Genomic DNA, 14,897 nt, shown 5'->3' with positions numbered 1-14,897 from the left:
TCGATGGCCTCTGTCACGCTCGAAAAAGTCCGCAAGGATTATGGCGCCGTGCGCGTCCTGCACGCGGTCGATCTCGAAATCGCCGATGGCGAGTTCGTCGTGCTGGTCGGACCGTCCGGCTGCGGCAAGTCCACGCTGTTGCGCATGATCGCCGGACTCGAGGAAGCCTCGGGCGGCGAGATCCGCATCGGCGAGCGGCTGGTCAATGACGTGGCGCCCAAGGACCGCGACATCGCCATGGTGTTCCAGTCCTATGCGCTCTATCCGCATATGGACGTCTCGAAGAACATGGGCTTCAGCCTGATGCTGCGAAAGGCCGAGAAGCCGGCGATCGATGCGCGCGTCGATGGTGCCGCCAAGCGGCTGGGGCTCGATACGTTCCTGCAACGCCTGCCCAGGCAATTGTCTGGTGGCCAGCGCCAGCGCGTCGCCATGGGCCGCGCCATCGTACGCGATCCCAAGGTTTTTCTCTTCGACGAGCCGCTGTCGAACCTCGATGCCAAGCTGCGCGTTCATATGCGCGCCGAGATCAAGGCGCTGCACCAGCAGTTGAAGACCACTTCGGTCTACGTCACCCACGACCAGATCGAGGCGATGACCATGGCCGACCGCATCGTCGTCATGCATGACGGGCTGATCCAGCAGGTGGGGGCGCCGCTCGATCTCTATGACCGGCCGGCCAATATGTTCGTCGCCGGCTTCATTGGCTCGCCTGGAATGAATTTCCTGCCGGCCACGGTGGAGAAGGGCGGCAAGGTGGACGCCGTGTTGTCCGATGGCCAGAAGCTTCGGCTGCCGGACGGCCTGCCGCTCAGGGACGGTGACGTCATCACCGTCGGCCTGCGGCCCGAGCATATCCGGCTGGCTGACGACGGCACGCTGCAAGGCGAAGTGGGAGTGGTGGAGCCGCTCGGCCTGTCGACGCAGTTCTACGTCAAGCAGGCCGGCCAGCAGCTTTGCGTCTTTGCGATGGGGCGCGCGGCCGTGAAGCCTGGCGACATGGTGCGCCTGTCGGCCGATCCGGCATCGCTGCATTTGTTCGACGGGAAGAGCGGCGACCGCATCGGCTAGAGCATGATGCCGAAAAGTGTGAAGCGGTTTTCGGACGACATCATGCTCTATCTCTTTGATTTAGAGACGGATTCAGATTTCAGGTCGACTCGACCTGAAATCATCCGGCTCTAAGGCGCTCAGCCGGGCTGACGGACTTCAGCCGCCCGGGCCGAACGAAAACGCCGCCCGATGGGCGGCGTTTGGCATTCCAGAGGAAAAACCAGATTACTTGATCTTGGTTTCCTTGAATTCGACGTGCTTCTTGGCGACCGGGTCGTACTTGCGGAACGACAGCTTGTCGGTCTTGGTACGGCTGTTCTTGCTGGTGACGTAGAAGAAACCGGTGTCGGCGGTCGACAGAAGCTTGATCTTGATGTTTGCGGCTTTGGCCATGATCTCAGTCCGTTATGTTCGTGGGGTTTTGGCCGCTGGAGCACGGGAAAACACCCGGACGCGGGAAACTTGGCGCGACACATAAAGAACGTGCCTGGAAAGTCAAGCCCGGCTGGCCTGATGTGGCTCGCCCAAGCTGCCCAGAATGCATAAATCAGGCGGTTTCCGCCTCGGATACCGCAACCCTCTTCCAGTCTCCGGTCGTGTTCCACCAGCGATTCGGATTGGCACGGTCGTCCAGCCCCTTGGAGCGGCTGGCAAGGATCGGCTGGATGCGGATCACCGGCTCCTGATAGGAGTGCGCCTGGAAAATCGCCTCGACGACGCGGGCCGCCAGCGCCTGGTCGTCGGGCAGTTCGAAGGAAACCTCGACCGTGCCCGGGCGGTGGCGCAATTCGGTCTCGGCGCCGGCCGCGGCCCCTTCAAGCGGCCTGTAGCGCTCGATGCCGTGTGCCGACTGATACGCGTTGCGGTCATACTTGCCCATCGCGAGCGGTGCGATCGCGACAACCGCGTCCATGATGCGGTCAACATCGGCAGCTGGAGCCTGGAAGGTTACAAGCAGCAGAAGCGTCATTCGCAGTGATGTGGTCTCAAAGCCGCTGTCGATCATGGCAGTGTCCTCAACTTCGGGTATCAGGGGACACTCTTTTAACCGGACGCTCCTGACACGGTTCTGTCAGCATCCGCCGCGGCGCGGCGGATAAGGGCACTCGACGGCGCAGTGTTACAGCAGGAGCTTGCGCACGAGCCTGAAGCAGACCAGGGCGATGTAGGCGCCGAAGAACAGGCCGAGTGACCAGCCGAATCCGGAAGGCCCGAAACTGTCCATTCCGATGCCGATCGCCTGCGGGCCAAGCACCATGCCGACGCCGTAGCAGAGCACGAAGGCGGCGTTGGCGGAGGCCAGTTCGTGGCCGGAGAGCTGCGAGCCGAGATGGGCGAGGCCGATCGTGTACATGGCGGCGACGACACCGCCCCAGACGAAGAGTAGCGCGGCCATCAAATGCCAGTTCGCGGCAAAGAACGGCATGAATATCGTGCCGACGAGGCCGACCGTGGCGCAGGCGAGCAAGAGATAACGCCGGTCGGAGACGCGGTCGCTGATCATGCCGATCGGAATCTGCAACAGCACATTGCCGAGGCCGATCATGGTCAGCAGCAGCGCCGCGTCGGCCTCGGAATAACCGATGCGGTTGCCGTAGACCGGGAACAGCGCGAAGCCGCCTGTCTCAACCGCGCCGAACACGAGCACGGCGAAAGTCGCGGTCGGCACCAGCCAGATATAACGCAGGAAGTGGCTGGTTTCGCTGTCGGCCACGATGGTCGGGCTTTCGTTGCGCGCAGCGAGCACCGGTATGGCAGCCAGCGTCACCAGGGCAATGATGACGCCGAACGGCCTGAAGCCGGAGCTGCCGAGATGGGCGAACAGCCACGGCCCGGCGGCAAAGCCGAGCGACAGGACGGTGGCATAGATGCCAAGCACAAGGCCGCGCCGGTGTGGCGGCGCCGACGTGCTGATCCAGAATTCCGACAGGATGAACAGCACGGTCAGCGCGATGTGCAGAACGACGCGCAGCGGAAACCACATCCAGAAATCGGGCGCGAAATGGAAACCGACAAAGGCGAGCGCGCCGGTGGCAATCATGGCGATCATGGTCCAGGCGACGCCGAAGCGCATGGCGAGCGGCGTGGCCAGCGGCGCCCCGGCGATCGAGGCCACGCCGGCGACAGCCGTGTTCAGGCCGATCATCGAGGCCGAATGACCGCGTGTTTCCAGGATGACGCTGAGCAAGGGCATGCCGAGGCCAATGGCGATGCCGACGACGCTGATCGACGAAATCGCCGCCACCATCGGCAGCCAGTGTACGCGTTCGTCGCCCTGTGGTTGGGTATCGACCGTCATGGGATGCTGAATACTCTGTCTTTTTGATCTTGCGCAATTCCCGTGGGAAAACCGCGGCACAGTGTTCCTGGAATTGCTTAGAGAAGTTCGCGGGTGAAGTGGTTGCGGACAAGCCGGTAGAAAGGGACAGGTCCGCCCGGACGCAGCAGCGGATCGTCGGCGAGCCGCTTTTCCAGCTCGTCCAGGATCATTCGGGTGATGTCGGGTATGTCGGCCTGCTTGGCCTTGGCGAGCGGCAGCCAGACCAGTTCCTCCAATTCATTGGTCGGGCCGCCATCGGGCAGTTCGACGGCGACATCGCCACGCCAGGCGCTGAAGAAGCGGGTATCGAAGCGGCGTACCCGGTTCGGCGGCGTGATGGCGCGCGCGACGAAGCGCAATGCTTCCAGCGACGGTGCCACGCCATGTTCGACGAAACCCTGCCAATCGCGCCTGGTCGTGGCAAAGGCGCCTTTGCGGCCGATCAGCAGGCCGGCTTCCTCGTAGGTCTCGCGGACCGCCGACAAGGCAATGGCGCGGGCGCGGGCGCGGCTGGTGCGGCCGGGGCCGGCCGTCAGCTTGGCTTCTTCGTGCTGGTCAAGTGCCGTCGCTGTCGGTATGCGGCTGTCGGCAGGGTCGGTTCGGCCGCCGGGGAACACGAACTTGCCTGGCATGAAAGCGTGTGCGGCGTGGCGGCGCCCCATCAACACCAGGACGTCGTCGCCCTTGCGGTCGAGCAGGATGAGCGTCGCGGCGTCACGCGGACGCAGGCGCCCGCCGCCATGCGTGGCAAGACCCTTGTCGAGCTTGTCGGCATCCGCCTTGGTCAATGCTTCCATGCGCAGGGACCTAGCGGAAACTTCTTGCATGCGAAAGTGGCCTTACCGATTGGCGTGTTGCGCCAGCGGCGCCTTAGGCGCCGTGGTGGGACTCCGTCCCATCCTTTTGGCCACCGAACCCGTGCATATAGAACGCCCATTGCAGTCCGATGACGGCACCCTTGACCGGTTGCAGCAGCGCGATGGAGAGCAGGATGGTCAAGGGCACCCATATTGCAATGTGCTGCCAGGTGGAGAGCGTCGAGGTCGCTTCCACGCCCATGAAGGCACCGAGAACGATATGGCCGACGATGACGATGACCAGGTAGGCCGGCAGATCGTCGGCGCGATGGTGATGGATCTCCTCGCCGCAGACGCTGCAGGTTTCGACAGTCTTGGTGAAGCCGCGGAACAGCTTGCCTTCGCCACAGTTCGGGCAGCGGCCCAAGAAGCCCCGCTTCATCGCCGTCCACAAGGGGCGGGCAACCCGGCCAGAGTGATGTTCGCCACCAAAAACCTGTTGTTCCATCATCGTCTCCTGCCGCGCGACCCCGGTCGCGATTGCGACGCACGGGCGCGGCCCTTAGCCTTGTGAAACGACCTGCTGGAGCCTGGCAGGGGCTTTGGGTCGGTCAACATCTCGAAGCGCATCGCGCCGGCCATTGGCGCCACCTCGACGAGCCGGACCTCGACGCGGTCCGCGAGCTGGTAGCCTTTGCCCGAGCGTTCTCCGAACAGGGAGCGGGCCGTTTCATCGTATATATAGTAATCGCCGCCCAAAGTTGACACCGGGATGAAACCATCGGCGCCATATTGCGGCAATTGGACAAAAAGTCCTGATTTGGTGACGCCGGAGATGCGGGCGTCGAAGCGGTCGTCGATGCGCTCGGCGAGGTAGGCCGAGATCAGCCGGTCGACCGTGTCGCGCTCGGCAGCCATCGCGCGCCGCTCGGTGCCGGAGATCAGCACCGCAACATCTTCGAGGCGGGCCTCCTCATCCTGCGTCAGCCCGCCGGGGCCGAGACCGAGCGCGGCAATAAGTCCGCGATGCACGATCAGGTCGGCGTAGCGGCGGATCGGCGAGGTGAAATGAGCGTAACGGCTGAGGTTGAGCCCGAAATGGCCGATGTTCTTGGGTGAATATTCGGCCTGGCTCTGCGAGCGCAGCACCACTTCGTTGACCAGCGCCTCATTGTCGGCGCCGCGCACACGCTCAAGAATGCCGTTGAACTGGCTGGGCCGCATCTGGGCGCCGCGTGCCAATGACAGGCTAAGCGTCTGCAGGAATTCGCGCAGCGATTCCTGCTTGGCCAGCGACGGCGCGTCATGGACGCGATAGACCAGCGCCTGCTTCTTGCCTTCCAGCGTTTCGGCCGCGGCGACATTGGCCTGGATCATGAACTCTTCGATCAGCTTGTGGGCGTCGAGCCGCTCCGGCACGATGACGCGGTCGACCGTGCCATCCGGCTTGAGCAGGATCTTGCGCTCCGGCAGGTCGAGTTCCAGCGGCTGGCGGCCGTCGCGGCCGCGCTTGAGGATCGTATAGGCCTCCCACAGCGGCCTCAGCACAGTGTCGAGGATCGGGCCGGTCTTGTCGTCTGGTACACCGTCGATCGCGGCCTGGGCCTGGCTATAGGCCAGCTTGGCCGCCGACTTCATCATGACACGGTGGAAGGAGTGCCTGATCTTTCTGCCCTCGGCGGAGAAGGTCATGCGCACCGCGAGTGCCGGGCGATCCTGACCCTCGCGCAGCGAACAGAGATCGTTGGAGATGCGCTCGGGCAGCATCGGCACGACGCGATCTGGGAAATAAACCGAATTGCCGCGCTTCAGCGCTTCGCGGTCGAGCGCCGTGCCATGGCGGACATAGGCCGCGACATCCGCGATGGCGACCGTCGCGATGACGCCGCCGGGGTTCTTCTCGTCGAGGTCAGGGGTGGCGAAGACCGCGTCGTCATGGTCCTTGGCGTCGGCCGGATCGATGGTAACCAGCGGCAGGTCACGCCAGTCCTCGCGATGGTCAAGCGTCGCGGGCTTCACCGCCTCGGATTCGGCAATGACGTCGGCCGGGAAAATGTGGGGAATGTCGTGCGCGTGGATGGCGATCATCGAAACCGCCTTTTCGCTGGTCAGCGAACCCAGCACGTTCAGCACCTTGGCGCGGGGCAACCCAAAGCGGGAGGCTCGCGCTGGCTCGACTTCGACAAGATCGCCGTTTTTGGCATCGTTCTGGAATTCCTTGTCGACGATCAACTCGGGCTGGCGCCGTTCCACCGGCTCGATGCGGAAGCTGCCGTCCTGAAGCACGCGAAAGACGCCGAGGACAGCGTCCGTGCGCTTCTCGAAGATCTTGATCACCCGGCCGGTATACGCAGGCCCTGACGGATCGTCGGTCGGGAAGGTTTTGGCCAGCACGCGGTCGCCGATGCCTGGCGCGGGACCGTTGCCGCTGCGCGAAACGCGGATCGAGACCACGGGAGGTTCGCCCGGACCGACTGCCTCGGCCGGGTGCGCCAGCAAGATGCCATCGCCGTCTCGGCCAAAGATGTCGAGCACGGCGACATGGGGTAGGGCGCCGACCCGGGCTAACCGCTTGCGCTCCTTGGTCAGAACGCCTTCGTCCTGCAGGTCGCGCAGGAGATCCTTCAGCCAGATGCGGTCGTCGCCGCGCAGCGCGAACGCCTTGGCGATGTCGCGCTTTCCGGCGCGATCTGGGTTTTCGGCGATATAGCGCAGGATTTCGTCGCGCGAGGGCCGATAATCGTCCTTGACCTTGGCCCGGGTGTCGGCGGTGCGGGGATCGCCGTGACTTCTTCCGGTGATCCTGCGCGCCACGCCGTTCTACCCTTTTTTCTTCGCGGCCGGCTTCTTGGCCGCTGTTTTCTTGGCGGCGGGGGCTTTGGTTGCCGCCGCCTTGCGGAACGGCTTCTTGCCACCGCCGCCCTTGGCTTCCTTTTCGGCGATCAGCGCCAGCGCATCCTCGATCGTCACCGATTGAGGATCCTTGCCCTTGGGCAGCGTGGCGTTGACCTTGCCGAAATTGACGTAGGGGCCGTATTTGCCGTCGCGCACGACGATCTTGCCGCCGCCATCCGGATGGTCGCCAAGCTCCTTCAGAGCCGCAGCCGTGCCACCATTGCGGCCACCCTTGCCCTTGGACTGCTTCTCGGCAATCACCGTGACGGCACGGTTGAGGCCAATGGAAAACACATCCTCGATGCTGTCGAGATTGGCGTAGGTGCCATCGTGCAGCACGAACGGCCCGTAGCGGCCGAGGCCGGCCGAGATCATCTTGCCGGATTCGGGATGTTTGCCCACGTCGCGCGGCAGCCCCAGCAAGGCGAGCGCCTTCTCATGGTCGATGGAATCAGGCGTCCAGCCCTTGGGCAGGCTCGAACGTTTTGCCTCCTTGCCGTCGCCGCGCTGGATGTAGGGGCCGAAGCGGCCGGAGCGCAGCGTGATTTCCTCGGCCGTATAAGGATCCTTGCCCAGCACCTTGGTGCCGTCCTCGCCGCCGCCATTCTCGCCATTGGGATTGGCGGCGTCGCCGAGCTGGCGGGTGAAGGAGCATTCGGGATAATTCGAGCAGCCGACGAAAGCGCCGAACTTGCCGAGCTTCAGCGACAGATTACCGGTGCCGCATTTGGGGCAGATGCGCGGGTTGGAACCGTCCTCGCGGGCGGGAAAAACCAGCGGCGCCAGTTCCTCGTTCAGCGCATCGAGCACATCGGTGACGCGCAGCTCCTTGATGTCGGCGACGGCGCCCGAAAAATCCTTCCAGAAATCGCGCAGCACGTCCTTCCAGGCGAGCTTTCCGTCGGAGATCTCGTCGAGCTTTTCTTCCAGCGATGCCGTGAAGTCATACTCTACATAGCGCTCGAAGAAGCTTTCCAGGAAGGCCGACAGCAGGCGGCCCTTGGCCTGCGGCACCAGCCGGCGCTTGTCGATGGTGACGTAGTCTCGGTCCTCGAGCGTCTTCAGGATCGCGGTGTAGGTCGAGGGGCGGCCGATGCCGAGTTCTTCCAGCTTCTTGATCAGCGACGCCTCGGAGTAGCGCGGCGGCGGCTCGGTCGTGTGCTGGGTGGCATTGATCGCGCGGCGGGCAAGCTGCTCGCCGGAGCGGATCTCCGGCAGACGGCGGTTTTCCTCGTCTTCGGCGTCGTCGTCCTTCTGATCGGTGTAGGCGGCGATGAAGCCGTCGAAGCGAACGACCGAACCGACAGCGCGAAGTTCAGCGGTGCGGGCGCCATTCAGCGCCTCGATCTCGACAGTGGTGCGCTCGATCTCGGCCGACTGCATCTGGCTGGCGATGGCGCGCTTCCAGATCAGTTCGTAAAGCCGCATCTGGTCGGAATCGAGATATTGCCTGACCGACGCCGGGGTGCGCATGAAATCCGTCGGCCGGATGGCCTCGTGCGCTTCCTGCGCGTTCTTGGCCTTGGCGGTGTATTGGCGCGGCTTCTCCGGCAGGTATTTCGGGCCGAATTCCTTGGCGATGGCATCGCGCGCGGCGTCGATCGCCTCGGGGGCCATCTGCACGCCGTCGGTTCGCATATAGGTGATCAGGCCGGTGGTTTCGCCGCCGATCTCCATGCCCTCATAGAGCCGCTGGGCCACCTGCATGGTGCGCGTGGCCGAGAAGCCGAGGCCCGATGAGGCGGCCTGCTGCAATGTCGAGGTGGTGAAGGGCGGACCGGGGTTGCGCTTGGTCGGCTTGGCTTCGACGGACAGCGCCTTGAAGGTGGCGCCCTCGAGCATCGCCTTGATGTCGTCGGCCTGTGCCTTGTTGGCAATGTCGAGCTTTTGCAGCTTCTTGCGCTCGAAAGCGGTGAGGCGGGCTTCGAAGGTCTCGTTGCGCGGCGTGCCGAGGAGAGCTGATATCTGCCAGTATTCCTCGCGGATGAAGCGCTCGATCTCGGATTCGCGGTCGCAGACCAGGCGCAGCGCCACCGACTGGACGCGGCCGGCGGAGCGGGCGCCCGGCAATTTGCGCCACAGGACAGGCGACAGGGTGAAGCCGACGAGATAGTCGAGCGCGCGGCGGGCCAGATAAGCGTCGACCAGCGGCGCATCGATCTGGCGCGGATTGGCCATCGCCTCCAGCACCGACGATTTGGTGATGGCGTTGAAGACGACGCGGCTGACCGGCTTGTCCTTCAGCGCGCGCTTCTGCTTGAGCACTTCCAGAACGTGCCAGGAGATGGCTTCACCTTCGCGATCCGGGTCGGTGGCGAGGATCAGGCCGTCGGCGTCCTTGACCGCCTTGGCGATGTCGGCGAGCCGCTTGCCGGAGGCGGTGTCGACCGCCCAGGACATGGCAAAATCCTCATCCGGGCGCACCGAGCCATCCTTGGCCGGCAAATCGCGGACATGGCCGAACGAGGCCAGAACCTTGTAGTTCCTGCCCAGATATTTGTTGATTGTTTTTGCCTTGGCCGGCGATTCGACGACGACGACGTCCATGAGGTCTCATATCAGCTGTGATGCGGCAGAAGAATTCCGCTGCGCGCGACGAAATCTCGGTTCTGTTCGTCGCTCACATGGCCGCGCTTTTGCATCCGGTCAAGGGCAAGCGCCCAAATTGCGGGGCCGCCGACAGCAATACACTCTAAGAGTGTATGGAGAACATCACATATTTTAGAATGAGTGGGCGCAAGCCTCGGAAGATTGGGAGAGGTTCAACCTGTTGCTGGTCGGCCTGGAATGGGTCAGGTTGAGTCCGCGACGGCCCGGCCGCCGGATTTGGAGGGATGCCCGGCGGCCGGTGAGAAGTCCCGTTCGGCGGACCTCCCGATAGGGAAATCAGTCCGCCTTGACGACGTGCCAGACGCCGGCGACGCCATCACCGGTCACGTCGCCGGCCTTTTTGTCCTTGATGAAGGTGTAGACCGGCTTGCCGTCATAGGCCCACATCTTGGTGCCGTCGGTACGGTCGACGACGCTCCATTCATCGTCCGCCTTGGCGCCGGCTTTGGCCTTCAGCGGCGGCCAGTTGGTGGCGCACTTGTCGTAGCAGTTGGTCTTGCCCTTCTCGTCCTTGTCATAGGTATAGAGCGTCATGCCATTGGCGTCGGTGTAGATCTTGGTGCCATTGACCTCGGCTTCCTTCCACGCTTCGGCGGCAAAGGATGCGGCGGTGCTGAGCAGGAGCGTGGACAGCGCTGCGGTTATCGTTTTCATGGAAATCTCCGTGGCTGATATTCGAAGGCGCGCGGAAAATCGCGGCCTCGTCGTGTCAACGCCTTGCGCCGATGCTTTCTTCCCCGCCCGCGATGACTTGCCACACGATGGTGATTGGCGGACAAACCGGCGTGCCGCTATATCGGACGCCAAAGGTTGGAGTTTTGGAATGGCATTGGATATCGGCTATGTCAGCGCGGTCGGGGCGGGGGCCATCTCGTTCCTTTCGCCATGCGTGCTGCCGCTGGTGCCGCCTTATCTCTGCTACATGGCCGGCGTCTCCGTCGACGATTTCCGCGGCAACGCGGGTGCGACGGCACGCGAGGGCGCGCGCGGCGCGCTGCTCTATTCCTCGATCGCCTTCGTGCTCGGTTTTTCCACCGTGTTCGTCGCGCTGGGCGCCGGCGCGTCGACCATCGGCCGGCTGCTGCGCGTCTGGCAGGAGCCGCTGGCGATGGGCGCCGGCGTGCTGATCATCCTGATGGGCCTAAATTTTTTGGGCATCCTGCGTATCCCGCTCCTGTCACGCGAGGCGCGCTTCCAGTCGCAGGGCAAGCCGGCCAGTGCCGTCGCCGCCTATATCATGGGCCTTGCCTTTGCCTTCGGCTGGACGCCCTGCATCGGCCCGGTGCTGGGGCCGATCCTGACGCTGGCCGGTGGCCGCGAGACGGTCGGCGAGGGGGCCCTTCTGCTCGCCGCCTATTCGCTCGGCCTCGGCATCCCGTTCCTGATCGCGGCGCTGTTCTCCGGCGCCTTCATGCGCTTCCTGGGCAAATTCCGCGTCCATCTCGGCCGCGTCGAAAAGGCGATCGGCGCGTTGCTGGTGGTCGCCGGCGTGTTTTTCCTCACCGGCGGCGTGCAGACGGTGTCGTACTGGCTGCTGGAGAATTTCCCGGTGCTGGGGCGGCTGGGCTGACGATTGTCGACTTGGGGCGAGCTATGGGACTCAACTGAGGACCCGTTAATTAAGAGTCAGCTGCTCTATCATCTCACCGGAATTTAACCGCATTGGTGCAGCATGGCGCCACTGCTATCCTGTATTGATTCCCAACCCTTTCATACGGTTGCCCGTCCATGAGCCAGAGATCCTGCCTGTCCGTCATCCTCGCCGCCGGCGAAGGCACACGCATGAAGAGCGCGCTGCCGAAGGTGCTGCACCAGGTCGCCGGGTTGCCGATGGTGGCCCATGTGGTCAAGGCGGCCGAAGCCGCGGGTGCGAGCGGGCTGGCGCTGGTGATCGGCCATGGGGCCGACGAGATGCGCAAGGCGGCGGCCAGGTTTGCACCGAAGGCGGAAACCTTCGAGCAGGAAAAGCGCTTGGGTACGGCGCATGCCGTTATCGCTGCCCGCGCAGCGATATCAAGGGGTTATGACGACGTCCTCGTGATGTTTGGCGACACGCCACTGATCGATGCGGATGCGCTCACGGTGGCGCGGCGGAGATTGGCGGAAGGTGCTGCCGTCGTGGTGATCGGATTCCGCCCACCCAATCCGGCCGGCTATGGCCGGTTGATCGAAAAGGATGGCAAGCTCACAGCTATCCGCGAGGAAAAAGACTGCTCCGAAGAGGAGAAGAAAATCGGCTTCTGCAATGCCGGCATGATGGCGGTGGCCGGCGCGCACGCGCTGAAACTGCTCGACGCGGTCGGCAACGAGAATGTCAAGGGCGAGTATTATCTGACCGATATCGTCGAGATCGCCAGTGCACAAAATCTCGATGTCGTTGCCACCGAAGCCAGCTTCGAAAGCGCGCTCGGCATCAACAATCGCGCCGAACTGGCGCAAGCCGAAGCCATCTGGCAACAGCGCCGGCGCCATGACGCGATGCTGTCGGGCGTGACTCTGATCGCCCCGGAAACCGTGTTTTTCTCGCACGACACCGAAATCGGGGCCGACACCATCGTCGAACCCAACGTCTGGTTTGGTCCGGGCGTGAGGATCGCCAGCGGCGCCAAAATCCACGCCTTCAGCCACATCGAGGGCGCCACCATCGCTTCCAATTGCGATGTCGGGCCGTTCGCCCGGCTGCGGCCAGGCGCCGATCTCAGGAACAAGGCAAAGGTCGGCAATTTCTGCGAGGTCAAGCAAGCCGTTATCGAGGACGGCGCCAAGGTCAACCATTTGACCTATATTGGCGACGCGCGTGTCGGCGCGGGCGCCAATATCGGAGCGGGCACCATCACCTGCAACTACGACGGCTACTCAAAGTTCTTCACGGACATCGGCGAGGGCGCCTTCATCGGCTCCAATTCCTCGCTCGTGGCCCCGGTCACCATCGGCAATGGCGGCTATATCGCCTCGGGCAGCGTCATCACCGAAAGCGTGCCCGACGATGCGCTGGCCTTTGGCCGGGCCCGCCAGAAGACGATCCCCGGCAAGGGCAAGGAATTGCGCGAACGCTTTGCTTCCGCGGCGGCCGCGAAGAAGAAAGCGGCTGGCGCCGACCATTAGCGATTGGGTCGACGGTCTGCTTTCTCGCCGAAGCAATCGAAAAAACCGAACGATTGCCGTAACCGGATTGCAAGAGCGGGCTGTCATGGTGCATGCCTGCTGAAGCGTCCGTTACAGCGGACGAAATGCAATGTGACTTTCGCGGCAGGCCGGCCACGCCTAAATATCGCTGGTTTTCCGTGGGCAATCGGGGACTGTCTGCATGTGCGGTATCGTTGGAATCGTCGGCCACTCGCAGGTTGCGCCGCTCATCGTCGACGCACTGAAGCGGCTCGAATATCGCGGCTATGACTCCGCCGGCGTCGCCACCATTGAGAAGGGCGAGCTGGGCCGCCGCCGTGCCGAGGGCAAGCTGGTCAACCTCGAACGCCGACTCAAGGATGAGCCGCTCGACGGCAGGATCGGTATCGGCCATACGCGCTGGGCAACCCACGGCGTGCCCAACGAGACCAATGCGCACCCGCATTTTTCAGACGGCGTCGCCATCGTCCACAACGGCATCATCGAGAATTTCGCCGAACTGCGCGAGGAGCTGATCCGCGACGGCTATTCCTTCTCGTCGCAGACCGACACCGAGGTCGTAGCACACCTGGTGGCGCGAGAACTCGCCAGGGGGCTGAAGCCGGTCGAGGCCGCGCACCAGGCGCTGAAGCGGCTGGAAGGCGCCTTTGCGCTAGCCATCATGTTCAAGGGTGACGAGGACCTGATCGTCGGCGCGCGCAATGGCCCGCCTTTGGCCGTTGGCCATGGCGACGGCGAGATGTTTTTGGGGTCCGACGCCATCGCGCTCGCTCCGTTCACCAATTCGATCACCTATCTCGAGGACGGCGACTGGGCGGTGGTGCGCCGCGACGGCGTCGCCATCTTCGACATCGACGGCAAAAAGGTCGACCGCAAGCGCCAGCAGTCGCTCTCGACCAGCTTCATGGTCGACAAAGGCAACCGCCGCCATTTCATGGAGAAGGAGATCCATGAGCAGCCCGAGGTGATCTCGCACACGCTGGCTCATTATGTGGATTTCGTCTCCGGCGTCTCCAAGCCGCTTGATCTGCCATTCGACTTCGCCAAGATCGGCCGGCTGGCGATCTCCGCCTGTGGCACCGCCTATCTCGCCGGCCTGATCGGCAAATACTGGTTCGAGCGTTATGCGCGGCTCCCGGTCGATATCGATGTCGCGTCGGAATTCCGTTACCGCGAGATGCCGTTGTCGGCCAACGACGCCGCCTTCTTCATCTCGCAATCGGGCGAGACCGCCGATACTCTGGCCTCGTTGCGCTATTGCCGCAAGGCCGGGATGAAGATCGGCGCCGTCGTCAACGTGCGGGAATCGACCATGGCGCGCGAATCCGACGTCGTGCTGCCGACGCTGGCCGGGCCAGAGATTGGCGTCGCTTCGACCAAGGCTTTCACCTGCCAGCTGTCCGTGCTCGCGTCGCTTGCCGTGCGCGCCGGCGTGGCGCGCGGAGCGATCTCGAAGGAGCAAGAGAAAACGCTGGTGCGAGCGCTTTCGGAAGCGCCGCGCTATGCCAACCAGGTGCTGAAGCTCGAAGAGCAGATTGAACGGATCGCGCGGGAACTGTCGCGTTACAAGGACGTGCTCTATCTCGGACGGGACACCAATTTCCCGCTCGCCATGGAAGGCGCGCTGAAGCTGAAGGAGATTTCCTACATCCATGCCGAAGGCTATGCCGCCGGAGAGCTGAAGCATGGGCCGATCGCGCTGATCGACGAGAACATGCCGGTGATCGTGATCGCGCCGCACGACCGCATCTTCGAAAAGACCGTGTCCAACATGCAGGAAGTGGCGGCGCGTGGCGGCAAGATCATCCTGATCACCGACGCCAAGGGCGCGGCACAGGTGAGTCTGAAGACGATGGAGACCATCGTGCTTCCGGATGTGCCGGAAATCATCTCGCCGATCATCTATGCGCTACCGATCCAGATGCTCGCCTATTTCGCCGCCGTGTTCATGGGCACCGACGTCGACCAGCCGCGCAATCTGGCGAAGTCGGTGACGGTGGAATAGGCGCTTGTAAACAGGCGCCTTTAAAAACTTCGCAGTTCCAAAGCGTCTTCCGGTTCACTAATGTCGCGTCGCAATAGCGCCTCCGGTGAAC

12 protein-coding genes are annotated in these 14,897 nt (G+C 63.5%); 4 read left to right on the top strand and 8 right to left on the bottom strand.

Annotated features, from left to right (window positions below; translation table 11 throughout):
* The first annotated feature begins 3 nt into the window (after positions 1-3).
* Entirely contained in the window at positions 4-1,071 is a 1,068-nt protein-coding gene (locus LB516_RS07650; RefSeq protein WP_224719264.1) for an ABC transporter ATP-binding protein, read from the top strand.
* Between the two features lie 207 nt (positions 1,072-1,278).
* On the opposite strand, the gene rpmG is transcribed toward LB516_RS07650, so the two are convergent.
* The 8 genes from rpmG to LB516_RS07610 form a co-directional block, all read right to left on the bottom strand.
* Positions 1,279-1,446, bottom strand: a complete 168-nt coding sequence (rpmG, locus tag LB516_RS07645; RefSeq protein ID WP_006201775.1) for a 50S ribosomal protein L33 — start codon at positions 1,444-1,446, stop codon at positions 1,279-1,281.
* 154 nt (positions 1,447-1,600) lie between these two features.
* Complete coding sequence (locus LB516_RS07640; protein WP_224719263.1) at positions 1,601-2,059, bottom strand: hypothetical protein; 459 nt, start codon at positions 2,057-2,059, stop codon at positions 1,601-1,603.
* Positions 2,060-2,173: 114 nt separating this feature from the next.
* Entirely contained in the window at positions 2,174-3,352 is a 1,179-nt protein-coding gene (locus LB516_RS07635) for an MFS transporter (RefSeq protein WP_140661183.1), read from the bottom strand.
* A gap of 77 nt (positions 3,353-3,429) precedes the next feature.
* The gene (locus LB516_RS07630) at positions 3,430-4,170 is read right to left on the bottom strand and encodes an NUDIX hydrolase (protein ID WP_140616207.1); all 741 of its coding nucleotides are present in this window, start codon (positions 4,168-4,170) and stop codon (positions 3,430-3,432) included.
* 73 nt (positions 4,171-4,243) lie between these two features.
* Positions 4,244-4,678 (bottom strand): DUF983 domain-containing protein, encoded by a 435-nt coding sequence (locus tag LB516_RS07625; RefSeq protein WP_015317634.1) that lies wholly within the window; start codon positions 4,676-4,678, stop codon positions 4,244-4,246.
* Positions 4,678-6,984 carry a ribonuclease R gene (rnr, locus tag LB516_RS07620; RefSeq protein WP_224719262.1) on the bottom strand — a complete coding sequence of 769 codons (2,307 nt, stop codon included), beginning with the start codon at positions 6,982-6,984 and terminating at the stop codon, positions 4,678-4,680. The genes LB516_RS07625 and rnr overlap by 1 nt, the downstream gene beginning before the upstream one ends.
* Positions 6,985-6,990: 6 nt before the next feature.
* Positions 6,991-9,612, bottom strand: coding sequence for a type I DNA topoisomerase (gene topA / locus LB516_RS07615; protein WP_140716782.1), 2,622 nt, complete (start codon positions 9,610-9,612; stop codon positions 6,991-6,993).
* 339 nt (positions 9,613-9,951) lie between these two features.
* On the bottom strand, positions 9,952-10,329 hold the full coding sequence (locus tag LB516_RS07610; RefSeq protein ID WP_224719261.1) for a hypothetical protein: 378 nt from the start codon (positions 10,327-10,329) through the stop codon (positions 9,952-9,954).
* 169 nt (positions 10,330-10,498) lie between these two features.
* Between LB516_RS07610 and LB516_RS07605 the strand changes: the two genes are divergently transcribed.
* The 3 genes from LB516_RS07605 (at position 10,499) to glmS (ending at position 14,806) form a co-directional block, all read left to right on the top strand.
* Positions 10,499-11,245 carry a cytochrome c biogenesis CcdA family protein gene (locus LB516_RS07605; protein WP_224719260.1) on the top strand — a complete coding sequence of 249 codons (747 nt, stop codon included), beginning with the start codon at positions 10,499-10,501 and terminating at the stop codon, positions 11,243-11,245.
* Positions 11,246-11,403: 158 nt separating this feature from the next.
* Complete coding sequence (glmU, locus tag LB516_RS07600) at positions 11,404-12,780, top strand: bifunctional UDP-N-acetylglucosamine diphosphorylase/glucosamine-1-phosphate N-acetyltransferase GlmU (RefSeq protein ID WP_224719259.1); 1,377 nt, start codon at positions 11,404-11,406, stop codon at positions 12,778-12,780.
* Between the two features lie 202 nt (positions 12,781-12,982).
* A complete protein-coding gene (glmS, locus tag LB516_RS07595) occupies positions 12,983-14,806 on the top strand; it encodes a glutamine--fructose-6-phosphate transaminase (isomerizing) (RefSeq protein ID WP_140664309.1) in 1,824 nt (607 codons plus the stop codon).
* Positions 14,807-14,897 lie beyond the last annotated feature (91 nt).

This window comes from Mesorhizobium sp. CO1-1-7 (assembly GCF_020164885.1).
Taxonomy (GTDB): domain Bacteria; phylum Pseudomonadota; class Alphaproteobacteria; order Rhizobiales; family Rhizobiaceae; genus Mesorhizobium; species Mesorhizobium australicum.
Note: the sequence above shows the minus strand (reverse complement) of the source record. Positions and strands in the feature narration are given on the sequence as shown.